Annotated in this window: 20 protein-coding genes and 1 pseudogene; 11 read left to right on the top strand and 10 right to left on the bottom strand. The window is 70.2% G+C overall.

Annotation, left to right across the window (positions count from 1 at the left end; genetic code table 11):
* Positions 1 to 504 precede the first annotated feature (504 nt).
* Positions 505 to 1,059 carry a TetR/AcrR family transcriptional regulator gene (locus AC5P09_RS25545; protein WP_493876107.1) on the bottom strand — a complete coding sequence of 185 codons (555 nt, stop codon included), beginning with the start codon at positions 1,057 to 1,059 and terminating at the stop codon, positions 505 to 507.
* Between the two features lie 82 nt (positions 1,060 to 1,141).
* Between AC5P09_RS25545 and AC5P09_RS25540 the strand changes: the two genes are divergently transcribed.
* Positions 1,142 to 2,068, top strand: coding sequence for a DUF1295 domain-containing protein (locus AC5P09_RS25540; protein ID WP_493876106.1), 927 nt, complete (start codon positions 1,142 to 1,144; stop codon positions 2,066 to 2,068).
* A gap of 322 nt (positions 2,069 to 2,390) precedes the next feature.
* Here the strand turns inward: AC5P09_RS25540 and AC5P09_RS25535 are convergent, their stop codons facing one another.
* Positions 2,391 to 3,026, bottom strand: coding sequence for a response regulator (locus tag AC5P09_RS25535; RefSeq protein WP_493876105.1), 636 nt, complete (start codon positions 3,024 to 3,026; stop codon positions 2,391 to 2,393).
* 18 nt (positions 3,027 to 3,044) lie between these two features.
* Positions 3,045 to 4,292 carry a sensor histidine kinase gene (locus tag AC5P09_RS25530; protein ID WP_493876104.1) on the bottom strand — a complete coding sequence of 416 codons (1,248 nt, stop codon included), beginning with the start codon at positions 4,290 to 4,292 and terminating at the stop codon, positions 3,045 to 3,047.
* Between the two features lie 215 nt (positions 4,293 to 4,507).
* On the opposite strand from AC5P09_RS25530, the gene AC5P09_RS25525 reads away from it, so the two are divergent.
* Both AC5P09_RS25525 and AC5P09_RS25520 read left to right on the top strand, forming a co-directional pair.
* Complete coding sequence (locus tag AC5P09_RS25525; protein WP_266719400.1) at positions 4,508 to 4,711, top strand: hypothetical protein; 204 nt, start codon at positions 4,508 to 4,510, stop codon at positions 4,709 to 4,711.
* 26 nt (positions 4,712 to 4,737) lie between these two features.
* A complete protein-coding gene (locus tag AC5P09_RS25520) occupies positions 4,738 to 6,411 on the top strand; it encodes a molybdopterin-dependent oxidoreductase (protein ID WP_493876103.1) in 1,674 nt (557 codons plus the stop codon).
* Between the two features lie 175 nt (positions 6,412 to 6,586).
* On the opposite strand, the gene AC5P09_RS25515 is transcribed toward AC5P09_RS25520, so the two are convergent.
* The 3 genes and pseudogenes from AC5P09_RS25515 to AC5P09_RS25505 all read right to left on the bottom strand — a co-directional run bounded on the left by AC5P09_RS25515 (position 6,587) and on the right by AC5P09_RS25505 (position 10,510).
* Positions 6,587 to 6,781: a transposase gene (locus AC5P09_RS25515; RefSeq protein WP_493876102.1), complete on the bottom strand. Its 195-nt coding sequence runs from the start codon at positions 6,779 to 6,781 to the stop codon at positions 6,587 to 6,589.
* A 486-nt stretch (positions 6,782 to 7,267) separates the two neighbouring features.
* Positions 7,268 to 8,465: pseudogene (locus AC5P09_RS25510) on the bottom strand (IS3 family transposase); the annotation flags it as partial.
* A gap of 869 nt (positions 8,466 to 9,334) precedes the next feature.
* Entirely contained in the window at positions 9,335 to 10,510 is a 1,176-nt protein-coding gene (locus tag AC5P09_RS25505) for a pyridoxal phosphate-dependent aminotransferase (RefSeq protein ID WP_493876101.1), read from the bottom strand.
* A gap of 215 nt (positions 10,511 to 10,725) precedes the next feature.
* On the opposite strand from AC5P09_RS25505, the gene AC5P09_RS25500 reads away from it, so the two are divergent.
* On the top strand, positions 10,726 to 11,286 hold the full coding sequence (locus tag AC5P09_RS25500) for an isochorismatase family protein (RefSeq protein WP_493876100.1): 561 nt from the start codon (positions 10,726 to 10,728) through the stop codon (positions 11,284 to 11,286).
* 178 nt (positions 11,287 to 11,464) lie between these two features.
* Complete coding sequence (locus tag AC5P09_RS25495) at positions 11,465 to 12,160, top strand: type 1 glutamine amidotransferase domain-containing protein (protein ID WP_493876099.1); 696 nt, start codon at positions 11,465 to 11,467, stop codon at positions 12,158 to 12,160.
* Positions 12,161 to 12,354: 194 nt separating this feature from the next.
* Here AC5P09_RS25495 and AC5P09_RS25490 read toward each other — a convergent pair whose 3' ends face one another.
* On the bottom strand, positions 12,355 to 12,705 hold the full coding sequence (locus AC5P09_RS25490; RefSeq protein ID WP_307672747.1) for a DUF8129 domain-containing protein: 351 nt from the start codon (positions 12,703 to 12,705) through the stop codon (positions 12,355 to 12,357).
* A gap of 100 nt (positions 12,706 to 12,805) precedes the next feature.
* A complete protein-coding gene (locus tag AC5P09_RS25485; protein ID WP_493876098.1) occupies positions 12,806 to 13,171 on the bottom strand; it encodes a DUF6479 family protein in 366 nt (121 codons plus the stop codon).
* Positions 13,172 to 13,302: 131 nt separating this feature from the next.
* Here AC5P09_RS25485 and AC5P09_RS25480 point away from each other — a divergent pair, with 131 nt between their 5' ends.
* From AC5P09_RS25480 to AC5P09_RS25460, 5 genes are all read left to right on the top strand, one after another.
* Positions 13,303 to 13,677, top strand: a complete 375-nt coding sequence (locus AC5P09_RS25480) for a four-helix bundle copper-binding protein (protein ID WP_266445293.1) — start codon at positions 13,303 to 13,305, stop codon at positions 13,675 to 13,677.
* A gap of 125 nt (positions 13,678 to 13,802) precedes the next feature.
* The gene (locus AC5P09_RS25475) at positions 13,803 to 15,017 is read left to right on the top strand and encodes an acyl-CoA dehydrogenase family protein (RefSeq protein WP_493876097.1); all 1,215 of its coding nucleotides are present in this window, start codon (positions 13,803 to 13,805) and stop codon (positions 15,015 to 15,017) included.
* A gap of 9 nt (positions 15,018 to 15,026) precedes the next feature.
* The gene (locus AC5P09_RS25470; protein ID WP_493876096.1) at positions 15,027 to 15,878 is read left to right on the top strand and encodes an oxygenase MpaB family protein; all 852 of its coding nucleotides are present in this window, start codon (positions 15,027 to 15,029) and stop codon (positions 15,876 to 15,878) included.
* Positions 15,879 to 15,947: 69 nt separating this feature from the next.
* Complete coding sequence (locus AC5P09_RS25465; RefSeq protein ID WP_493876095.1) at positions 15,948 to 18,188, top strand: serine/threonine-protein kinase; 2,241 nt, start codon at positions 15,948 to 15,950, stop codon at positions 18,186 to 18,188.
* 54 nt (positions 18,189 to 18,242) lie between these two features.
* Entirely contained in the window at positions 18,243 to 19,811 is a 1,569-nt protein-coding gene (locus tag AC5P09_RS25460; RefSeq protein ID WP_493876094.1) for a phytoene desaturase family protein, read from the top strand.
* 3 nt (positions 19,812 to 19,814) lie between these two features.
* Here the strand turns inward: AC5P09_RS25460 and AC5P09_RS25455 are convergent, their stop codons facing one another.
* On the bottom strand, positions 19,815 to 20,615 hold the full coding sequence (locus AC5P09_RS25455) for an SDR family NAD(P)-dependent oxidoreductase (protein WP_493876093.1): 801 nt from the start codon (positions 20,613 to 20,615) through the stop codon (positions 19,815 to 19,817).
* Positions 20,616 to 20,702: 87 nt separating this feature from the next.
* Here AC5P09_RS25455 and AC5P09_RS25450 point away from each other — a divergent pair, with 87 nt between their 5' ends.
* Complete coding sequence (locus tag AC5P09_RS25450; protein ID WP_266445659.1) at positions 20,703 to 21,554, top strand: helix-turn-helix transcriptional regulator; 852 nt, start codon at positions 20,703 to 20,705, stop codon at positions 21,552 to 21,554.
* Positions 21,555 to 21,558: 4 nt separating this feature from the next.
* On the opposite strand, the gene AC5P09_RS25445 is transcribed toward AC5P09_RS25450, so the two are convergent.
* A complete protein-coding gene (locus AC5P09_RS25445; RefSeq protein ID WP_493876092.1) occupies positions 21,559 to 23,367 on the bottom strand; it encodes a serine hydrolase domain-containing protein in 1,809 nt (602 codons plus the stop codon).
* Positions 23,368 to 23,466 lie beyond the last annotated feature (99 nt).

Here is a 23,466-nt window from a genome sequence, read left to right as displayed (position 1 = left end):
TCCAGCAGTCCGGGAATCTGCGCGCGGAAGATCTGCCTCCGGCAGCCCAGGACCGGACAGACCAGCCGCCGTGCCCGCAGGTGGACGAGGACCCGGGCGGCCGCCGACCGGCACGTCCGTCACCGTCCGACAGTGATGGCTGTGCACCTTCCCCGTCGGCGTCCGGCACACCGGACACGGCACCGCCGCATCCCGCGTGCGAGCCGTGACCACCACCGTCCACCACTTCCTCGACGACCAACACTGACAGCCCGGAAAACACCGTGCTGACAAGGGAGTTGACATCCGTCACGAGATCATGGTCAAGGACGGCTACCCGGTGTCACCACCGATACGGGCCAGAGCCGAACGTCTTACGGCCCCTCTGGTCACGGACAACGGGAGGAGTGACGGTCCATGGCTTCGTGGACCTGCCACCGAGCCCACAGGCGGCGGGCACTTCCGGTCCGTCCGTATCCGGCCTGGTCTCGACAACGCACACGTGGTCGAGGCCAGGCCGGCCGGTCAGCGCAGGAGTCTGCGGATGATGGTGGTGGCGGCGCTGATGTCGGTGGGCTGCCCGGTGAGGAGCTCGCGGTAATAGAAGGACTCGGCGACCCGGACGACGGCGTAGGCGAGGGTCGGGGCGTCGATGTCGTCGGGTTCGCCGATCTCGGACTGGATGAGCCGGCTGACGGTCTCGACTATGCGGTCCTGGATGACGCCGTCACGCGAGGTCATCACCCGTAGTGCGGTGTCGGGGTGGTCGGCGACGAACCGACGCATGGCCGGCAGTTGTGCGCTGGTGGTCAGCATGGAGTGAACGAGGTCGGCGACCTTATCGGCGCCTTGCCCGCGGCTCCGGGGGTAGATCTGGGCGAACTCGGTTGTGGCGATCGCCCAGATCGCCTCGCCGATCAGGCGGTCGCGGTCGCCGTAACGCCGATACAGGGTGGCGCGGCCGATGCCGGCCTCGGCAGCCAGCGCCCGTGCGTCGATCCAGCCGTCCCGCAGGAACATCGCGACCGCAGCGCGCAGCACCGGCTCGTCCGGGGGCAGCGGAGCCGGAACCTCTTGCATTTGAGACATCACCGTCCTAGTGTCTCACTCGATCTGGCGAGACACGTGTGCATCAGTGTCTCACTTTTTGGAGGGAGTTGCCATGGCCACAGTGAGGCGGACAATGCCGTTCGCGATCTACGTCGTGATGTTCGCGGCCCTTGCACTTCAGAGCGACCTCACGGGGTTCATGGTCTGCAACCTGCTTGTGCAACTGGCCGTCTTCGTCGTGGGTGCGTGTCTGCCGGCCCACCGCACCGGGTTCATGTCCTACGTGGATGTGGCCTGGCCGTGGGGCCTGGCCCTGATCGGGGTGCAGGTCCTGGTGTTCGGTGGCCTGGATTCGCCTGCGGCTGTCGCCACTGCGGCGATCTACCTGCTGATGGGCATGCGTATGGGCGCCTGGGCGCTGCGGTTCATGGTGTTCAAGCGGTTGCCCGGCGAGTTGCCGCGGTACCAGTACCAGCGGCGCCGCTGGGAGCGGGACGGGTTCCGCAACGAGAAGGTGTCGCTCCAGGTCGAGATCATGGTCCAGTGCGGCGCCAACATCGCTGTGCTCGCGGTCCCGGCCGCGCTCGCCACCGTGCGCCCGGCCCGCCTCGATGTCGTGAGTGTCGCGGCGATCGCGCTGTGGGCGGTGTTCTGGGTCTTCGAATCGGTGGCGGACCTGCAGAAGGCCCGTTTCGCCGACCGCACCCGACGAGACGGTGTGCGCCGCACCTGCGACATCGGGCTGTGGCGCTACAGCCGTCACCCCAACTACTTCGGTCAGTGGATGCAGTGGAGCAGTCTCATCCTGTTGTCGCTGCCCGTGCTGATCGACCGCTGGCCACACCATCACATCGTCTTCGGCCTGCTCACGGCCCTCGCCCTGGCCTGGATCTCCTGGACCACATACCACATGCTCGTGCACTACACCGGTGCCGTTCCCGCCGAGTATTTCAGCCGGCAACGACGCCCCGACTACATCCGCTATCAGCGCGTCACCAACCGGTTCTTTCCCGGGCTCCGACGGACCACTCATCAGTGAGCCCATCCGAGTGCCCCTTCGGTGGCGAGCAGGGCGGCGGGCACGGGTGCCGTGTGCCGGGCGTGCCGGCGTCCTCGCGGTCTCGAACGGTGAGCCACCGGCCCTCGAGCCAGACCTCTCGATGGCAGCAGCCAACGGCTCAACAACCGCCTCCAGACCATCGAACGGGACACCGGCGCGGCCTGATCGGCACGGCCCGGAAAACACCCTGCCGGCATGGGAGTTGACGTTCATCACAAGATCACCGGCCAAGGGTGGCTACCCGGTGTCACCACCGACTACAAGGCCAGAGCCGTTCGTTTTACAGTCCCGCACGCGAAGATCACCGATGTGGTGAGGTGAGGACGCCGCGCGACAGAGCGACGGTGACGGCTGCGGTGCGGTCGCTGACACCCAGCTTGACGAACGTTCGCAGCAGGTGCGTCTTCACCGTCGCTTCGCCGATGTACAGCTGCCGACCGATCTCGCCGTTGGACAGACCTCGCGCGACGAGGCCGAGTACCTGAACCTCGCGTGGGGTCAGCTGCTCCCCGGCCGGCGCCTGAAGGTGAGTCACCAGCCGGGCGGCCACCGGCGGGGCGAGGACGGTTTCACCGCGGGCCGCCGCCCGGATCGCGTCGGTCAGGGTACCGATCGGGGTGTCCTTGAGCAGGTAACCGGTGGCGCCGGCCTCGATCGCCGGCAGGATGTCGGCGTCACCTTCGTAGGTGGTCAGCACGAGCACGCGAATGCCGGGGTGCTCCTGACGGATGCGCGCCGTTGCGGTGGCGCCATCGGTACCCGGCATCCGCAGGTCCATCAGGACGACATCCGGGCGCTTCGTGGAGGCAAGGACGATTGCCTCGTCGCCGGAGCCGGCCTCGCCGACGACCCGCAGGTCGTCGTAGGCCTCGAGCATGCCGCGGAGGCCGAAGCGTACGACGGGATGGTCATCGACAATCAGGATGTGGACAGTCATCGAGCCGGTTCCGCCCGCTCAGTTGTCGGGTGTGGAGCTGAGATCAAGCACAGGCTGCAGGCTACGCGCCGCCTGCTCGGCCGGGGGCGGCGGCAGCTCGACCCGCACCGTGGTGCCCTGGCCGGGAGCCGATCGCACCGTGCAGGTTCCGCCGAAGCTGGAGGCGCGGGTGCGCATGCCGAGCAGGCCGTATCCACCCCGGACGGTGGCCGGGTCGAAGCCCTGGCCGTCATCGGTCACGACGAGCGCCATGAGGCCGGAATCGTGGCGTAGCTCGATCCGCACCGTCGTGGCGGCGGCGTGCCTGCCGATGTTGGCCAGGGCCTCCTGCGCGGTGCGCAGCAGGGCGATGTCGGTGCCAGTAGATGTGCCGGACCGCTCGCCGACGATCGAGACCTCGACGCGCGTACCCGTGTCGCGAGTATGCCGGGCAGCGAGCCGGTCCAGCGCATCCGCGAGCCCGCGGCCGGTCAGGTCGACCGGGGCCGATGCGGCGATCAGCGAGCGTGCCTCCGCAAGGTTCTCGCGGGCGGTCTTCTCCAGGATGTCGAGCTGGCCGTCGGCGGCCGTCGGATCACGGAGCAGGGTCGTCCGTGAGACCTGGGCGAGCATGAGGATGCTGGTGAAGCCCTGCGCCAGGGTGTCGTGGATCTCGGCGGCCAGGCGTTCACGTTCGGCATGGACGCCTGCCTCGTGGCCCGCGCGTTCCAGTGCAGCCCGCGTCCGGGTCAGTTCCTCGATCAGCGCGGCCCGCCTGCGGTTCTGCTCGCGGATGCCGGTCAGATAGGCGCCCACGAGGATCGTCACGGTCATGGGTACCAGAACAGTCACGCCGACCATCGCCAGCGTGTAGCGGCTGACTCCGGCCCGCGCCACCATGGCCCAGGCGAGTTCGGCGTAGAGGATCAACAACAGCGGTAGGCGCACCCGCCACCTCGCGACCATCACGAACAGCTGTGGGCAGAGCGCGAACAGCAGTGCGCCAGCGATCGGGGCGATGGCGAGCAGGAGCGGGAACGCGACCGCCAGGACGGCGAAATAGGCCGCACCCCACCGCTCGTCGCGGTTCTCCATGGCACGCGGAGCGACCAGGGCGTAGCAGGCGACGATGACCGCGAGCGTACCGAGGGCCAGCAGGCGTTGTCCGAGCGCCACGGAGACGTCGGCCGCTATGGCGACGGCAAGAGGCATCGCGACGGCGCCGACGAGGACATGCCATCCGACGCGGTAGCGGTGTCCGAAGTCGACGGTGCTGCGCACTGCCACGCCCTGCCCACCTTCGCCCGCCGAGATCTGGCCGCCAGTTTACGGGCGCCCACGTCCACAGTGCCCGACTCGGTGCCGAGGAGCGTCCACGCACCGGTGGGGCCGTGCGTACGTCGATCGGTTGACGACGGGGTCCAACCAAGCATTGTCGCCGCCGCGCCTCAGAGCCGTCACGCTGTTGTCGAGAACTTCGGCTCCCCACCTGGAGGTACCCCATGAAGAAGAACTGGTTCGTCCTCGGCCTCGGCGCACTGCTGGCCTTTATCGGCGTGGGCTGGACCTTGCAGGGACTCGACGTCATGAAGGGCTCGGCGATGAGCGGCGTGACGCTGTGGGCGGTCGTGGGGCCGATCGTGGCGATCGTCGGTCTGGTCGTGCTGGGTGTCGGCTTCGCCCGGCTACGCCGGGTGAGCCGATAAGCGCCGATCAGATGTCCGGTATCGACATGGAGACTCAGAAGACAGATCGGCCGACACCGGGAAGACCGCCCAAGCAGTGGTATGGCGAGCTGGCCGGCGTCGCGGCCACCGCACTCGCCCTGGGCCTCGGTGAGCTGGTGGCAGCCGCGACGGGCGGGCCCTCAGCGCCCCTCGTGGCGGTGGGTGGCGTCGCCGTGGACGCCGCGCCGACTCCGGTCAAGGAGTTCGCCGTCGCGGTGTTCTACACCTACGACAAGCTGGCGCTGCAGGCGGGAATCGTGCTGGTGTTGGCGGTGTTCGCCGCGTTCATCGGTGTACTGGCCATGCGCCGGCTCTGGTACGGGCTGGTCGGCGTCGCTGTGTTCGGGATGATCGGCGTACTCGCGTCAGCCACCCGTGCCAGCGCCACGTGGGCCTACCCGCTGCCGTCGGTGGTCGGTGCACTGGCCGCTGCCGGCCTACTGGTGCTGCTGCGGCGCACCCTGCCGCGCCGTGCTGCGGTGTCGGCGCAGGACCTGGGGGACAACACCGGCCCGGACACGGACGCGGCGGCGCAGGGAACCCACACCCCCGTGCAGGGTGCCCGTTCGCCGTCGTCGGATAGCGACATCTCGGTGGTGGACTGCGCGGGACAGCCGCCGGGCCGGCGACGGTTTCTCGCGCTGGCGGTCGGGGCGATCGGCGCGGCCGCGGTGGCCGTACCGGGCGGACGCCGGCTCTGGGCACAGCGGGTGGCCGCGGCCCGGGCCGCGGTGGTTCTTCCGTCCCCGTCGAGCCCGGCACCGCCACTGCCCGCCACGGTCTCCGTCCGTGTGCCCGGAGTGGAGCCGTTCGTGACCAAGGCCGCGGACTTCTACCGGATCGACACCGCTTTGACGGTGCCACAGATGGAACCGAAGGACTGGCGGCTGAGGATTCATGGCCGGGTGAAACGGCCGCTGACGTTGACGTACGAGCAATTGCTGGCACGGCCGATGGTGGAGCGCTACATCACGCTGGCCTGTGTGTCCAACGAGGTCGGTGGCGAGTTGGTCGGTAACGCGCGGTGGTTGGGGGTACCGATCAAGGATCTGCTGGATGAAGTCGAGCCGGATGACAGGGCGGATCAGGTGGTGAGCCGTTCCGTGGACGGCTACACGGCCGGTACACCGACGGCAGCGTTGCGTGACGGGCGGGACGCGTTGCTGGCGGTCGGGATGAACGGGGAGCCACTGCCGGTGGAGCACGGGTTTCCGGTCCGGATGGTGGTGCCCGGGCTGTACGGATACGTATCGGCGACGAAGTGGCTGACGGAGCTGGAGCTGAGTCGTTTCTCGGACTTCAGTGCCTACTGGGTACGGCGGGGTTACGCGGCGCAGGCTCCGGTGAAGACACAGTCGCGGATCGACACACCGGCCGCGGGCAGGCGGCTGGCGCCGGGGCCGGTGATGGTGGCCGGGGTGGCGTGGGCGCAGCATCGTGGGGTGTCCGCGGTGGAGGTCCGCGTGGATGACGGACCATGGCAGCAGGCAACCCTCGCGACAGTGCCGTCGGTGGACACATGGCGGCAGTGGAGCTGGCCGTGGCAGGCCACGCCCGGCAAACATCGGCTGCAAGCACGGGCCACCGACCACACCGGCCAGGTGCAGCCGGGACAGGGGCACAAGCCGCTTCCCGACGGGGCGACCGGCTGGCACACGATCAAGGTCACGGTCACCTGAGCAATTCCGTGGGGGGCGTTCGTTCCGGCAGGCAGGGATTCCTTCCTGAGCAACCCGCAGGGCGTGCCGCGACGATCGCGTCCCCTGTCGGACACCGTTGGCGAATTCGGCGGTGTCTATGTGGGGCGCAGGCGATTGAAGCGGGAGGTGCGAGTGCTGGCGAGTGGCGTCTCCGTCAGCCAGGCGTCGGCTCGGATGAGGTTAAGAGCGGCGGCGGTGAGGACGTGTTGAAGGCGGGTCTCTTCAGGCCGATGTAGCGGCTTCTGTGCAGGCCGCAGCGGCGTAGCCCCTGGGCGATGGTGCCTTCGACGTCGGCACGGGTGGAGTAGTGCCACTGCCACTGGTCGGTTTCCTGCCTCCCCGTCAGCAAGCTGACGGGGACTCATGAATGATCGAGGTTGGAAGGTGCCGGCTCTGTGGCTCTCGTAAGCGTGATGGCCTGCTCGCTTCAACGCCACTGGTACATCAGGAGGCTCTTGTGGGACGTATGGGGACCTGCACGGGCATTCTTCATTGTTGCGGTGACCGCAGTTGTCGGTGCCGAGAAGGCCAACTGGTTGGGAAACGCTTGGTGTCAGGACACGTCCGACGCCAGAGCAGTAACGGTTGCCCCATTCTGTAGTGCGCCCGTCGGCGGGGCGATGTGTGAGAACGCGGTTCTGAACACGGTGACCGTGACCTCCTCCACAGCGAGGGGTGGGTGGGCGTAGGTGTCCCAGGTCTCGGAGAATTTGGCGTGCCGGGAGAGTGCTTGCACGGTCTTCGGGTCGTGCTTGCGGGAGCCGCCGAGAGTGAACCGCCCCGGGTTCGGTAGAGACCTCAGGTGGCCTATCTCACCGTGGAGGCGCCGGTGGTTGTACCAGTCGACCCACTCGGCGGTGGCCAACTCGACCTGGGAGAGCGACTTCCAGGGACGCTGGGGTTTGATCAACTCGGTTTTGTACAGACCGATCGTCGACTCCATCAGGGCGTTGTCGTACGCGTCCCCGACTGATCCAATACTCGCCGCGATGCCGGCCACGTCGAGGTGTTCGGCGAGGCGGAACGACGTATATTGCGACCCGGCATCGGAGTGGTGGATCAGCTGCCCGGAGTGTGCCGGCGGTCCTCGCGGTCGCGCTGCCACAGGGCCATCTCCAGTGCATCCAGGACGAGTTGGGTCTCCTTGGATGTGGAGGCGGACCAGCCGACGATGCGCCGGGAGAAGGTGTCCACGACGAAGGCGACGTAGACGACACCGCTCCAGGCGGCGACATGCGTGAAGTCGGCAACCCAGCAGCGGTTCGGGGCACGGGCGACGAAGTCGCGGTCGAGAAGGTCCGGGGCCCGCCCGGCGGCCGGATCGGTGATCGTCGTGATCACCTTCTTGCCGCGGACGGCGCCGGTGATGCCGAGTTCGCGCATCAGACGCTCGATGGTGCAGCGGGCCACCGTATGCCCCTGCCGGTTCATCTCGCGCCAGATCTTCCGGGCCCCGTAGACACGGTAGTTGGACGTATAGACCTCCTGGATCCGTTCTTTGAGTTCCTCATCGCGCACGGAACGGGCGGAGGGAGTTTCAAGGCGCTTCTTGTGGGCGTAATACGTGGAAGGGGCGATCTTGCAGTCGTGCTTGGTGAGCGTCCTGCAGATCGGCTCGACGCCGCCGAAGCGGTCCCGGTGCTCGTCGATGAACGCTACGAGCGTGTGTGTGGCCGGTCGAGCTCGGCCGCGAGGAAACTCGCCGCGGCCTTCAGGATCTCGTTGGCCCGCTTGAGTTCGGCGTTCTCCTTCTTCAACGCCTTGAGCTGGGCGGACTCCTCCGTCGCCGTCCCCGGACGCTGGCCCGCGTCGACCGCGTGCTGCTTCACCCGCCGTGCTCCTTCTCGTACCGCAGGAGTGATTCGCGGACGATCCAAGGCATGGGAGTTTCGCGGAACTCTCCCGGCTTGCGGTGCTTGAGGCGTGACGGCTCCCGAGTTTTTCCCTCGATCTGCTCGGTGATCCGGTAAACGTCGTCCGCGACCATCCGCTCCAGATTGACGGCGTAGGCCTCTCCGTTCCGGTGGTCGCAGCCGGACATCAGGTCGATGACGACGCGCAGCCCATCGCTGCCGACTGCTTTGAGGGCGTGGATCTCGTCCAGCGTCGGAATGGTGATCTTCCGAGGGATGTACTCGGGCGGTATGACCCCGTCGAAGGGGTCCTCGGTGATGCCACCCCGACGGCGTGCATCGAGAAGGATCTTCTTGAGGGTGTCGAAGGCGTTCTGCTGCGCGGCCAGGCCGACCGAACGTTCCTCCATCGACATGATGAAGTCTTCGACGACTGTCGACGTGAACGTGTTCATCCGGCGGGATTCCAGAGCCGGAAGAACCTGGCTGCTGAGGACTTGATTGACTGAGCGCACGCTGCCAGGTGCGTAGTGTCGCTGCCGGATGAGCCAAGTGGAGGCGTACGTCCCGAAGCGTTGTTTGCCGAGCTCGCGTTTGAGGTCAGTCTGCTGACGCGGGGTGTTGCTCTTCTCGTTGTAGAGCTTGGTCAGCCGCTCGATCGCGGACTGCTGCGTCGAGTACCCCGTTTCCTCGCGCTGGCGACCTGTTGCGTCGCGGTAGCGAATGGCGTAAGGGTGGGGGCATCGGTTCTGGCGGGAACAGGCGCAGAGCTTGAAGCAACTGCCCATCCCACGAATGAGTTGGGTCGCCAACGTGCACGTCTCCTGACTCATGCTGGGAGTTTGCTGACCAACGAGCCCTCAGCATGGTCGTGACCTGCGGCCGCACCAAATTACGAGACGTTGATGAGCATCCTCATGGGAACCTCCTGGTGACACGGGAACTGAGCCTCTGACCTCTGTTGGAAGTATCGGTGCTGAGGCAGCGCGGGTCACGTTTGCGGGAGGCGCGCGTCAGTGGACCGACGAGTACGCGGCTGTCGGCTTCGCTTATGGAAGCGTGGCCACGAACTTCCCGAGCCGGGCGATCCCCTCGCGGAGGTCGTCGGCCGAGGCCGCGTAGGACAGCCGCACGTGTGTCTGTGCGGTGTGCACGCCGAAGTCCCTGCCCGGGGTGAGGGCGACGTGCGCCTCCTGGAGCGCTCGTTCGCAGAACTGCCAGGAGGTGAGCCCGGTGTGGCCGACGTCGAAGTAGACATAGAACGCGCCGTCGGGCGGGACGGGGACCGGCAGTCCGATCCTTGCCAGGCCGTCGAGGACGAGCGCGCGCCGCTCGGAGAACTCGACGCGGCGTTCCTCGCAGACCGCGAGGGACTCGGGGGTGAAGCAGGACAGCGCCGCGTGCTGCGCGGGAGTGGACGCGCAGAGGAAGTAGTTCTGGGCCAGGCGCTCCATCGCCGGCACGAGAGCCTCGGGGACGACGCACCAGCCGAGTCGCCACCCGGTCATGCCGAAGTACTTCGAGAAGCTGTTGATGACGATGGCATCGGGGTCGTACGAGAGCGCACTGCGCGGCGGCTCGCCCTGGGCGTCATGGTCGCTGAGGTCGAGGTAGATCTCGTCGACGATGCGCCACGCGTCGCGCTCGCGGGCGAACGCGCAGATCGCCGCCAGTTCGTCGGCCGGGACGGAGGTACCCGTCGGGTTGGACGGGGTGGCGATCATGACGCCGCGGGTCCGGTCCGTCCAACTCGACCGGACCGACGAGGCGTTCAGCTGGAAGCGGGTCTCGGCGGTGGTGGGAACGAGCGAGACGTCCGCGCCGAAACTCTCGACGATCTGCCGGTTGCAGGGGTACGACGGATCCGCGATGAGCACTTCGTCGCCGGTGTCGACGAGGGCCGCCGTGGCCAGCACCAGGGCAGCGGAGGCGCCCGCGGTCACGACGACCCGGGCGGGGTCGACCTCGACACCGTGCCGGTCCCGGTAGAACCGCGCGATCGCCTGCCGCAGGGCGGGCAGCCCGAGTGCGGCGGTGTAGGCCATCGGGCGGCCGTCCATGGCCTCGCGCATCGCGTTCAGTACGGCGGGGGGCGCGCCGAAGTCCGGTTCGCCGAGGCTGAGTTTGACGACGTGGTGGCCCTGGGCCTCCAGTGCCGCGGCATGCTTGCCGAACTCCATGGCGTAGAACGGGGCGACGGCCTGGGCGCGTTGCGAGATCCTCATACGATGCCTTGGTTCATGTCGTCTTCCTGGTCGCCGGTCAGCAACGCTGGTGGCGGCACAGTTTAGGCGCTGAGCTGGGCGCGAGGGCGCCTGGGGCGGGCGCCGCCGACTCGTCCTCGCCGTCCTGATGATCGGGCGGGTCTTCAACCGGCCGGTTGTCAGTGGGTGGGTCTACTGTGCATGGACACCGAAGCCCATGTTGAGTCGGGGAGCCCATGACCACACTCGAGAACCGTCCGAATACGGCGCTCCTGGTCGTCGACGTGCAGAAGGGCGTCGTCGAGACGGCCCACGAGCGCGATGCGGTCGTCGCGAACGTCGGCAGTGTGGTCGAGAAGGCGCGGCGGGACCGGGTCCCTGTCGTCTGGGTCCAGCATTCCGACGAGCAGCTGGTGAAGGGGAGCGACGACTGGCGGATCGTTCCCGAGCTGACTCCGGGCATCGCCGAGCCGCTCGTCGAGAAGAACTACGCCGACTCGTTCGAGGACACCATGCTGGAGACCGTGCTGTCGGGTCTTGGAGTCGGGCGACTCATCGTCGTCGGCGCGGCGACTGATGTGTGCATCCGCTCGACGCTCCACGGCGCGCTCGTCAGGGGGTACGACGCGATCCTGGTCAGCGACGCCCACACGACGGACGACCAGACGGCATGGGGAGCGCCGCCGCCCGACCAGGTCATCGCGCACACCAACCTGTACTGGACCTACCAGACCGCGCCGGGACGGACGGCCGGTACGGTCGGGACCAAGGACGTCGACTTCGGCAGTACGGCCTGAGCGGTACGGCCTGAAGCGTCCGATCCGGGTGGCGGCAGCAGGCGCGGGTGGTGATGATTCAGCCAAGAGAGCAGAGAGCCACAAGAGAGCCAGAGAAGAGAGCCAACACAACACCGCCTGTCACGGCAGCACCCAGCACCCCTCCGGTCCGAGACGGACCGTGCCCCAGGAGATGACGATGGCGAAGATCCTTTTCGTGATGACCGGCGCCGACCAGTGGACCCTGGCCGACGGCAGCACCCACCCCACGGGCTTCTGGGCCGAGGAGGCCGTCGCCCCGTACGAGGCCTTCAAGGCCGCCGGACACGAGGTCACCGTGGCCACTCCCGACGGCGTGGTCCCGCCCGTCGACCAGGGCAGCCTCAGCTCCGACGCCAACGGCGGTCCGGAGCAGGCCGCAAGGATCCGCGCTGTCGTGGAGACGGCCCCCGAGTTCCAGGCCCCCGTCGCGCTGACCGAGGTACGGCTCGACGACTACGCCGCGGTGTACGTCCCCGGCGGCCATGGCCCCATGGAGGACCTGGCCGTGAACCCCGACGCCGGCAGCATCCTCACGCGGGCGCTGGGCAGCGGCATGCCGGTCGGCGTGGTCTGCCACGGCCCGGCCGCGCTGCTCGCCGCGGTCAAGGAGGACGGCACCAACGCCTACGCCGGCTACCGCATCACCGCGTTCACCAACACCGAGGAGCAGCTCGCGGGCAACGCCGAGCGCGCCAAGTGGCTGCTCCAGGACCGCCTGACGCAGGCAGGCCTCAAGGTCGAGGTCGGCGAGCCGTGGACGCCGCACGTCGAGGTCGACCGCACTGTCGTCACCGGCCAGAACCCGGCCTCCTCCGGCCCGCTCGCCGCCGAGCTGCTCAAGAAGCTTGCCTGAAATCCCGCTCGCGAGGCGGGGCAGCGGCTCCCGCCGCGCCCCGCCTCGTTGAACTGACCCCGCGAGCTCCGGGTAAGCCGTCGACCCAGTCGATGGTGCGTTCCGCCGCGTCAAAGGGCCCGGGCACGCGCCCGGGCCCTTCTCCCTCTCAACCGCACCGCGCACGGGTGCCCGCGCGCCGGTGCCGGAAACCGTCAGGTCCGATCACCCTTCGGCTTGCCCCGCTGGTCCGGTGTGCCGTGCGGCGGCGGGCTGAAGGGCTCCGGCGAGGTCGCGGGCGACACACGGGAGCCGCCGGCGTGCGCGACCTGTTCGGGGCGCAGGGCACCCGGGTCGCCGGACGTCGGCTCGGCGCCCGCCTCCAGTTGCTCCAGGCGGGCCGTCAGCACTTCGGTCACCGGGACGCGGTCGGCGTGCGTCCGCTCGTATGCCAGCAACTCCTCGACGTCCTGTGCGCTCAGCGACCGTACGCGGCTCTCCAGGCCGCCGATCGGCAGCTGGTCGTAGTCGGGCAGCGGCAGGCTGTCGCGGCCGGAGTCGGCCATGGGTCTCACTTCCCTCTGTGCGATGTTGTGCGATGGCCTCCACGAGTCTGTGAGAGGCCCTGGGAACGCGGTGCTACGACCGGCCGGGCGCCGTCCGGTGTCAGCGCCCGCCCGCCCCGCCACTCCCGAAGGAACCGCTGCTGCCCTCGTCCCAGCGGGGCCGGTCCGTCGACGAGCTGGTGCGGGTTCCGGCGTTGCCGTGCTTGGGGAGCTGGTGCGGGGTGAGACGGTGGTCGCTCCGCGGCACCTCGTCGGGCTCCCGGCTCTCCCGGACCTCGCGGACCGGACCGTCCTCCGGCAGCCTCGGCTGCTCCTCCGGCGTCGGCGTCGGGGGCTCCCGGCGCTTGACGCGGACACCGAGAGCGAAGGCGCCGATCAGCACCGCCACGACCACCACGCCCGCCACGATCAGGCCGATGCCGAGAGCGCCCCGGCCTGCGGCGATGTCCATCCATGAGGTATTCATGGCACGCGAGTACCCCTGGCACCGTGAGCGAACCGGGCGCCCCACAGGGCAGAGGGGCGGGCCCCGGAAACCGGCCGGAACCCCTTGGAAACACCGGGTTTGGGCCGGTCGGGGGCGGCTACCCGCTCGGTGTGACATCGACGACATCCCAGCAGGAGCTCTTCCGGTTCCTGGAGGACAGGTTCGCCTGCGCCCAGGCATGCACGGAGTGTGCGCGGGCGTGTGCCCTGCGCGCCAGCCTCGTGGATCCGGACGGTACCGAGGAACAGGAACTCGTACGACGCAAGGGCATCATGTGCGCGGAGGTCTGCGACGCGACCTGCCGGGTGCTCTCCGAACAGAACTGCCTGGACGAGGAGAGCATCCGCGTCCAGCTGGAGTGGTGCCGGTCCGTGTGCCTGGAGTGCGCACACGTCTTCGACCGGTACGCGGGCGCCGAGGACAGCGCGAAGGCGTGCCGGGAGTGCGCGCAGGCCTGCACGGACTTCATCGCCACCCTGGTCTGAGGGTCTTCTGCCCAAGGGTCCGGCGGCCGGGCGTCCGGGGGCCGCCCGCGCATGCCCATTCCCAATTTCTGGAACACGTTCTACCGTGTGCGCCGTCAGGACCGGTCCGGGAGCCTGGAGGCGCCGTGCATCTCGATCACACGCCCGAGCAGCAGCGACTGCGCACCGAACTGCGCGCCTACTTCGCCGAGTTGGTGCCGGACAACGCGCACGCCCGCTTCACCGACCGGGCCGCCCAGAAGCGCTTCTACCGAACCACCATCCGCCGGCTCGGTGGCGACGGCTGGCTCGGCGTGGGCTGGCCGAAGGAGTACGGCGGCCGCGGTCTGACCGCGATGGAGCAGTTCATCTTCTTCGACGAGGCCGCCCAGGCCGGCGTCCCGCTGCCACTCATGGCCCTGAACACCGTTGGCCCCACGATCATGCGGTACGGCACGGAGGAGCAGAAGGCGTACTTCCTTCCGAAGATCCTCTCCGGCGAGATCGACTTCGCGATCGGCTACAGCGAGCCCGACGCCGGCACCGACCTGGCCTCCCTGAAGACCCGTGCCGTCCGGGAGGATGGGGGCACCTCCCGCTCGAGCGAAGCCGAGAGTGGGGGAGAGTACGTCGTCAACGGCCACAAGATCTGGACCACCAACGGCGACACCGCCGACTGGGTCTGGCTCGCGGTCCGCACCGACCCCGACGCCCCGCCGCACAAGGGCATCACCATGCTCCTCATGCCGACCACCGACCCCGGCTACTCCTGCACCGTGATCAACACCCTGGCCTCGCACGACACCACGGCCAGCTACTACGAGAACGTCCGCGTGCCCGTCTCCCACCGGGTCGGTGAGGAGAACCAGGGCTGGCGCCTGATCACCAACCAGCTCAACCACGAACGCGTCACCCTCGCCGCGCACGGCACCATGGCGATCCGCGCCCTGCACGACGTCCAGCGCTGGGCCATGGAGACCAAGCTGGCCGACGGCCGCCGCGTCGTCGACCTGCCCTGGGTACGCCGCCTCCTCGCCCGCACCCACACCAGGCTCGACGCCCTCAAGCTCCTCAACTGGCGGATGGTGGGCGCCGTCGAGGACGGCACCCTCACCCCACAGGACGCCTCCGCGGTCAAGGTGTACGGCTCCGAGGCCCGCCGGGACGCGTATGCCTGGCTCATGGAGATCGTCGGTGCCGCCGGAGCACTGAAGGAGGGCTCGGCGGGCGCCGTGCTCCACGGCGAGTTGGAACGCGGCTACCGCTCGGCGGTCATCTTCACCTTCGGCGGCGGCAACAACGAGATCCAGCGGGAGATCATCTCGTGGATCGGGCTGGGGATGCCGAGGGTACGGCGTTAGCCTGTCGGCATGGCGGATCCCCAGGCAGGTGACCCGGGCCTGTTCGGTCCCGACTCGGTGACCTGGCAGGTCCACAGTGATCCGATGATGTGGATCGCCGGTGTCCGCGCCCTCTACCTCCAGGCCCTGCACCCGCGCGCGGTCCGGGGCGTCATGCAGAACTCCGACTTCGGGAACGACGCCTGGGGCCGGCTGTTCCGCACCGCCAGTTTCGTCGGCACGACGACGTACGGCACCACCGAGGCCGCCGAGAGGGCCGGCGCCCGCGTCCGGAAGATCCACAGCAGACTGGGAGCGACCGACCCCGACACCGGCGAACGGTACGCCGTCGACGAACCCGCCCTGCTGCTGTGGGTGCACTGCGCCGAGATCGACTCGTATCTGCACGTCGCACGCCGCTCCGGCTTCCCGCTCACCGACACGCAGGCCGACCGCTACATAGCCGAACACCGGGTCAGCGCCCGCCTGGTGGGCCTCGACCCGGACGCCGTACCGGCCAGCCAGGCACAGATGAACGCCTACTTCGAGAAGGTGCGGCCCGAACTCGCCGCCGCAGAAGAGGCACGCGCGGTGGACGACTTCCTCCTCCGCCCTCCGGCGCACCCCCTTCTCATCCCGGCGCGCGAGGTGCTGTGGCGGCGCGTGGCGCATCTGGCGTACGCCGCCCTGCCGCCGTACGCCCACGAGCTGTACGGCAGACCGGCCCCGGAACCCTCCACCGTCACCCGCCGGTTGCGTGCCACGGGCACCCTGCTGCGCTGCATCCCCGCACGTCTGCGCTGGCAACTCCCGCCCAAACACATCCTGAGGGCCATGGCCCGCCTCGGCCCGGGCTCCCGCCCGGCACCGTACAAACTCTGACGAAGGCTCGCCATACTGGACAGGCCAGGGGAGGGCGGGACGCGGTGACGACGGGGGCGGTCGCAGGAGATGGGGGACAGCAGGATTGTCCAGGGCCGGTACCGGCTGCTCGATCTGATCGGGCGCGGTGGCATGGGCGAGGTCTGGCGGGCGCGGGACGAGTCGCTGGGGCGGCATGTCGCCGTGAAGTGCCTCAAACCGCTGGGCGCGCAGCACGACCAGGCCTTCACCCGGGTCCTGAGAGAGCGGTTCCGGCGTGAGGCCCGGGTGGCCGCCGCCCTCCAGCACCGCGGCGTGACCGTCGTCCACGACTTCGGCGAGTACGACGGCGTCCTCTACCTGGTGATGGAACTCCTGGAGGGCCGCAACCTCAGCCAGCTGCTGGAGGACAACAAGCAGCACCCGCTGCCCGTGGCGGACGTCGTGGACATCGCGGACCAGGTCGCCGCCGCCCTCGCGTACACGCACCGGCAGGGCATCGTGCACCGCGACCTGAAACCCGCGAACATCATGCGGCTCACCGACGGCACGGTGAAGATCTGCGACTTCGGCATCGCCCGCCTCGGCGCGGACATCGGCTTCACCTCCCGGCTGACCGGCACCGGCATCGCGATGGGCACCCCGCACTACATGTCGCCGGAACAGATCGGCGGCTCCGAGGTCGACCAGCGCAGCGACCTGTACTCGCTGGGCTGTGTGCTGTACGAGATCGCCACCGGGGCGCCGCCCTTCGACCTCGACGACGCCTGGGCCATCCTCATCGGCCACCGCGACACACCGCCCCGCCCGCCGCGCAGCCACCGCTCCGAGCTGCCCGCCTACCTGGAGCAGGTCATCCTCGACCTGCTGGCCAAGGAGCCGGAGCAACGCCCGCACGACGCCAGGGAGTTGGGTCGCCGGATCACCGCGGGCCGGTCCACCCCGACGTACGTCCCGACCGTCGTCACCCCGCAGCCGGACCTGCGCCCGCCCGAGCCCGTACCGCCCCGCGAGGTGCGCCTGCCGTCCTGGACCCGCGGCATGACCACCGGCCACAAGGCCACCGGCGCCGGCCTCGGCACCACGCCCCCGGACGCCGGAGCGGGCCTGACCGGCGAGTGGATCCCGCGCTCCCTCACGGGCCGGGCCGAGGAGCCCGTGCCGGCCGAGGTGCCCACCCCGTCCGCGGAGGCGGTCACCGCACTGGCCGGACGGCACAACGCCGGGCTCAGTCTGGGGCGGCTGGGCCGCTGGGCCGAGGCCGGAGAGGTGCACCGCGCGGTCGCCGCCGAACGCGAGCACCTCCTCGGTGCCGACCACCCCGACACCCTCGCCAGCCGCTACGAGGTCGCCTTCACCCTCAGCCGCACCGGCCGCGCCGCCGACGCCCTGCGCGAGTACAAGCACGTCACCCGGGCCAGAAGCATCGCGCTCGGCCCGGACCACCCCGACACTCTCGCCGCCCGCCAGGAAATGGCCTATGTCCTTGGCCAGTTGGGCCGCCACTTCGACGCCCACCAGGTCTACAACTCCGTCCTCGCCGCCCGCGAGCGCACCATGGGTGCCGACCACCCCGACACGCTGCGCTGCCGCCACAACCTCGCCTTCAACCTCAGCAGGCTCGGCCGCCTGGAGGACTCGTACCGCATGGCCTGCGAGGTGGCGGCCGCCCGCGCCCGCGTGCTCGGCCCCCACCACCCCGACACCCTGGTCACCCGCTACGAGGTCGCCTACGCGCTGGGCCAGTTGGGCCGCTGGCCGGAGGCCCTGCAGACCTACCGCGAGGTCGCCGAGGCCCGCGCCCAGGCCCTCGGTCCCGACCACGCCGACACCCTCGCCGCGCGCTACGAGATCGGCATCAGCCTCGGCCGCCTCGGCCGCAGCACGGAGGCGCTCCAGCTCTACCGCGACCTCATCGACGACCGCACCCGCGTGCACGGCCCCGCCCACCCCGAGACCCTCCGCGCCCGCCACGGCCTCGGCGTCAACCTCGGCCGCCTCGGCCGCTGGGAGGAGGCCCTCGCCGAGTCCCGCGACGTGTGCGCGATCCGCGAGCGCGTCCTCGGCCCCGACCACCCGGACACCCTGGTCAGCCGCCGCGAGGTCGCCGTCGGCCTCGGCTGGCTGGGCCGCTGGGCGGACGCGCTCACCGAGTACCGCCGGGTGGCCGCCGCCCGCGAGCGCGTCCTCGGCGCCGACCACCCCGACACCCTCGCCAGCCGCAACGACGAGGCGCACTGCCTCGAACAGCTCGGGCGGGGCGCGGAGGCCGTCGAGCTGTACCGGAGGGTGGCGCTGCTGCGGCAGCAGCGGGCCACGGGCAGTCGCTGAACCCGGCGCGGTCCATCGCTGGCCGACGTAGATCACCCCGTGTTACCAAGAACCATGCCTGCACACGAGGGACACCGCACGTACGACGCCGTCATCGTCGGCGGCGGCCACAACGGCCTCGTCGCCGCCGCCTACCTGGCCCGGGCCGGACGCTCCGTGCTGGTACTGGAACGGCTCGACCACACGGGCGGCGCAGCCGTCTCCACCCGCCCGTTCGCCGGCGTGGACGCGCGGCTGTCGCGCTACTCCTACCTGGTCAGCCTGCTGCCGAAGAAGATCGTGCGCGACCTCGGCCTGGACTTCCGCGTCCGCACCCGCACCGTCTCCTCGTACACCCCCGTCGAACGGGACGGCCGGCCGACCGGACTCCTGGTCGGCGGCGGCGAGCGCCGCACCCGGGAGGCGTTCGCGCGGCTCACCGGCGGCGAGCGCGAGTACGAGGCCTGGCAGCGCTTCTACGGCATGACCGCCCGAGTGGCCCAGCGGGTCTTCCCGACCCTCACCGAGCCGCTGCCCACCCGCGACGAGCTGCGCGACCGCATCGACGACGAGGACGCCTGGCGGACCCTCTTCGAGGAGCCGATCGGGGCGGCCATCGAGGACCGCTTCAGCGACGACCTGGTCCGGGGCGTGGTCCTCACCGACGCCCTCATCGGGACCTTCGCCGACGCCCACGACCCCGCCCTTCCGCAGAACCGCTGCTTCCTCTACCACGTGATCGGCGGCGGCACGGGCGCCTGGGACGTGCCCGTCGGCGGCATGGGCGCCCTCACCGACGCCCTCGCCGGCGCGGCGCGGGACGCGGGCGCCGTCCTCGCCACCGGGCACGAGGCCGTGCGGATCGACACGGACGGACGTACCGCCGAGATCAGCTACCGGACCGCCGACGGGGAGGGCGTCGCCACCGCCCGGCACGTCCTCGTCAACGCCTCCCCGCAGGAGCTGGCGGCACTCACCGGCGACGAGCCGCCCGCCCCCGCCGAGGGCGCCCAGCTCAAGGTGAACATGCTCCTCACCCGGCTGCCCAGGCTCCGCGACGACTCCGTCGACCCGCACGAGGCGTTCGCCGGCACCTTCCACATCGCCGAGGGCTACGAGCAACTCGCCACCGCCCACACCCAGGCCGCCGCCGGTGAACTGCCCGCCGCCCCGCCCTCCGAGATCTACTGCCACTCCCTCACCGACCCGACGATCCTCGGCCCGGACCTCGTCGAACAGGGCTACCAGACGCTGACGTTGTTCGGCCTGCACACCCCGGCCCGGCTCTTCGACCGGGACAACGACGCCGTACGCGAGGAGCTCCTGAAGTCGACGCTCGCGCAACTGGACGCCCACCTCGCCGAGCCCCTCGCGGACTGCCTGGCCACCGACGCCGACGGACGGCCCTGTATCGAGGCGAAGACGCCGCTGGACCTGGAGCGAGACCTCAGGCTCCCCGGCGGCAACATCTTCCACCGCGAACTGACCTGGCCCTACGCCCGGGAGGACACCGGCCGCTGGGGCGTGGAGACCCGGCACGCGAACGTGCTGCTGTGCGGGGCGGGCGCGGTGCGCGGGGGAGGGGTGAGCGGGGTGCCGGGGCACAACGCCGCCATGGCCGTGCTGGAGGAACTCGACGGCTGATGCTCAGGAGCGCATACCCCCGTCGACCCGCAGGACCGTGCCGGTGACGTAGGAGGCGCGGTCGCTCAGCAGCCATGCCGCGGCCTCGGCGATCTCCTCCGGGGCGGCGGACCGGCCCAGCGGCGTCTGGGCGTTGAGCTGGTCGACGATGCCGGGGGAGTTCGCCTCCCACGCGTCGATCATCTCGGTCAGCGTGGTGCCCGGCGCGATGGCGTTGACGCGGATGCCTTCCGGGCCGTACGTGACGGCCGCCGACGCGGTCAGGCTGTTCAGCGCCCTCTTCGCCGCGCCGTACGCGGGCAGCGCGGGGTTGCCCATCAGGCTGCCGACGCTGGACGTGTTGACGATCGCCCCCGTCCCGGCGGTGGCCCGGATCGCGGCGATCTCGGCATTCATGGCCAGCCAGGGGCCCTTGAGGTTGACCGCGTAGACGTGGTCGAAGTCGCTCTCCGGGAGCTGGTCCATCGGGCCGGGCTGCTGGATCGTCGCCGCGTTGTTGAAGGCGACGTCGAGCCTGCCGTACAGCTGCACGGTCCGGTCGACGGCGGCGCGGACGCTCGCCGGGTCGGCCAGGTCGCACCGCACGTACTCCGCGGTGCCGCCGGCCGCCCGGATCTCCTCGGTGACCGCCTTGAGCTGGGTCTCGGTGCGGGCCGCGAGGAGCACGCGGGCGCCCTCCCGGGCGAACAGCCGCGCCGCCGCGGCTCCGATGCCGCGCCCCGCCCCGGTGATGAAGGCGACCTTGTCGGCCAGCAGGCCGACGGTCGCGGTGGTGGAGGTGGAGGTGATCGATGTGTCGGTCATGCCGATGAGCCTGCGCCCGGCCGCACCTCGTATCCAGGCACCGGCGGTACCTGGATACGAGGTGCGGCATCCCCGCACACTGGGAGCGTGGACCGACGAGAACTGGCCGACTTCCTGCGCGGCAGGCGCGAGCGCATCAGCCCCTCCGACGTGGGGCTGCCCGCCGGGCCGCGCCGCCGCACCCCCGGACTGCGCAGAGAGGAGGTCGCGCAGCTGGCGTACATCTCCACCGAGTACTACACCCGCCTGGAGCAGGCTCGCGGCCCCCATCCGTCCCGCGAGGTGCTCGCCCAGCTCGCCCGCGCCCTGCGCCTGTCGGACGCCGAGCGCGACCACCTCCACCACCTCGCCGGGACTCCGCCGGGGCCGCCGCCCGGTCCGTCCCGCGAGGTGCGGCAGAGCATCGTCGACCTGTTGCACCGGCTGCCGCAGGCCGCGGCGATCGTGGTGTCGGCGACCTACGAGGTCATCGCCTGGAACGACCTCGCGGCCGCGCTCATGGAGGACTTCTCCGCCGTGCCGCGCCACGAGCGAAACCTGGTCCGGCGGACCTTCCTCGAGCCGTATCGCAGCGGCCGACGGCTGTACAGCGTCTCGGACGCCGACGAGTTCGCCCGGACCGCGGCCCAGCACCTTCGGGCTGCCGCCGCCCGCTACCCCGACGACCCGGAAGTGCAGGCACTGATCGACGAACTCCTCGCCGGGAGCGAGGAGTTCGCACGCCTGTGGGCCACCCATGAGGTGGCCGCGCGCCCCACCCTCTGCAAGACCTTCGACCACCCCGTCGTCGGCCCCCTCGCCGTCAACTGCGACGTCCTGGACATCACCGACCGCGACCAGCGGGTCGTCATCTACACCGCCACCCCGGGCACACCGTCCGAGGAGGCGCTACGGCTGCTGTCGGTCATCGGCACGCAGCGCCTGGACGTTCCCGGCTGAGCCGTCAGTCCGCGGACGCGGTCCAGCCCTTCGCCTCGATCCGCGCCGCGTCCGCCGGACGTGCCTCGTCGAAGAGGACACCGTCGGCCGTCTCGACCCGCGGCCCGTCGACGTAGACGCCGCGGCCGACGTACAGCCGGTCGGTGGCGTACCGCCAGCGCAGGCTCACCTGCCGGGCCGCCGGGAGGTCCGCCGCGAGCCGGTGCCAGACGCGCCCCGACCAGCCGGTGACGGTCCCTGCCGGGTGCGCCCGCGGTGCGTCCCCGTGGCGGGTGGTCGTGAAGGGGACCGGCTGCCAGGTCGTGCCGCCGTCCGTCGTGGCCTCCAGGACGAGCACATCGGCCGTGGGCTCGGTGTCCCACCACAGCGCGCATTGCAGCCGTGCGGTGCCCGAGCTCGTGTCGAGCGCGGGCAGTGCGAGGGTGGCGGTGGTGGAACTCGCCGTTCCGGAGAACCAGGCGGTACGTCCGTACGCGGGGCGGACCGGCACGGCGCGTGCCATGTTGTTCGCCGCGGCGACCCGGGGAGCGGAACCGGACCGCCAACTCCGCACCGGGTGAACGGAGTTGCCGAGCACCACGAGGAAGGAGTCGGTCGTCGGGTCGAGTACCAGCGAGGTGCCGGTGAAGCCGGTGTGCCCGGCCGTGCGCGGGGTGGCCATCGCGCCCATGTACCAGTGCTGGTAGAGCTCGAAGCCGAGGCCGTGCTCGTCGCCGGGGAAGGCGGTGTTGAAGTCGGTGAACATCAGCTCCACCGACTCCGGCCGCAGGATGCGGGTCCGGCCGTAGGAGCCGCCGTTGAGCAGCGTGCGGCCCAGGACGGCCAGGTCCCACGCGTGCGAGAAGACGCCCGCGTGGCCCGCGACGCCGCCGAGGCTGAAGGCGTTCTCGTCGTGCACCTCGCCCCACACGAGTCCCCGGGCCAGCCCCGACCAGGGCGCCCGCGCGTCCTCCGTGGCGGCGATCCGTGGCTTCCAGGAGGCGGGCGGGTTGTAGCGGGTGTGGTGCAGGCCGAGCGGGGCGGTGACCTCGTCGTGGAGCAGTGTGTCCAGCGGGCGGCCCGTGATCCGCTCCAGCACCAGCTGCAGCGAGATCAGGTTCAGGTCCGAGTAGAGGTAGGTGGAGCCGGGCGGGTTGAGCGGCGCCTCCTTCCAGATGAGCTGGAGCTTCTCGTCGTAGGTTGGCGCGCTGTACAGCGGGATCCAGGCGCGGAACCCCGAGGTGTGGGTGAGCAGCTGACGGATCGTGATGTCCTGCTTGCCCGCCCCGCCGAACTCCGGGAGGTACCCGGCGACCTTCCCCTCCAGCGCCAGCGCGCCCCGCTCGATCTGCTGCACGGCGAGGATCGACGTGAACAGCTTCGACACCGAGGCGAGGTCGAAGACGGTGTCCTCGGCCATGGGAATCTGCTGGTCGGCCGGGAATTCGACGCCGGTGTCGGTCTTCTCGTCGTACGCCCGGTAGCGCACCGCCATGCCGATGGGCTGATGCAGCGCCACGGTGGAGCCGCGCCCGGCGAGCAGCACGGCGCCCGCGTACCAGGGGTGCTTGGGGGAGGGGGCGAGGAACGCCTCGGCGTCGGTGACGAGTTGACGCAGGTGGGCGGGGAGCAGACCGGCTCTCTCGGGGGAGCCGCGGCGCAGCGTGGGGTGCGCGGTCCGCGGGGCGGCGGACGCCGGGCCCGCGGGGAAGGGGGCGATGGCCAGCGCGCCGCCCAGGGCCAGGGCGCGTCTGCCCAGTTGACGGCGGTTCAGCCCCGGCCTGGGCCCGTCCGTCGCTCTGCCCGCCCCGTTGCCCGCCGCGTCTTCCGTCATGGGTGTACCTCCCGCTGCCTGAAAGTATCTTTCCGGGATCACCTTGCGCTGTGAAACTTTCGTGTCAGGTGTGCGGTGTGTCAACGGGGCATGCGGGCG

This window comes from Streptomyces sp. a15 (assembly GCF_059026085.1).
This window is presented reverse-complemented; position numbering and strand designations above follow the sequence as displayed.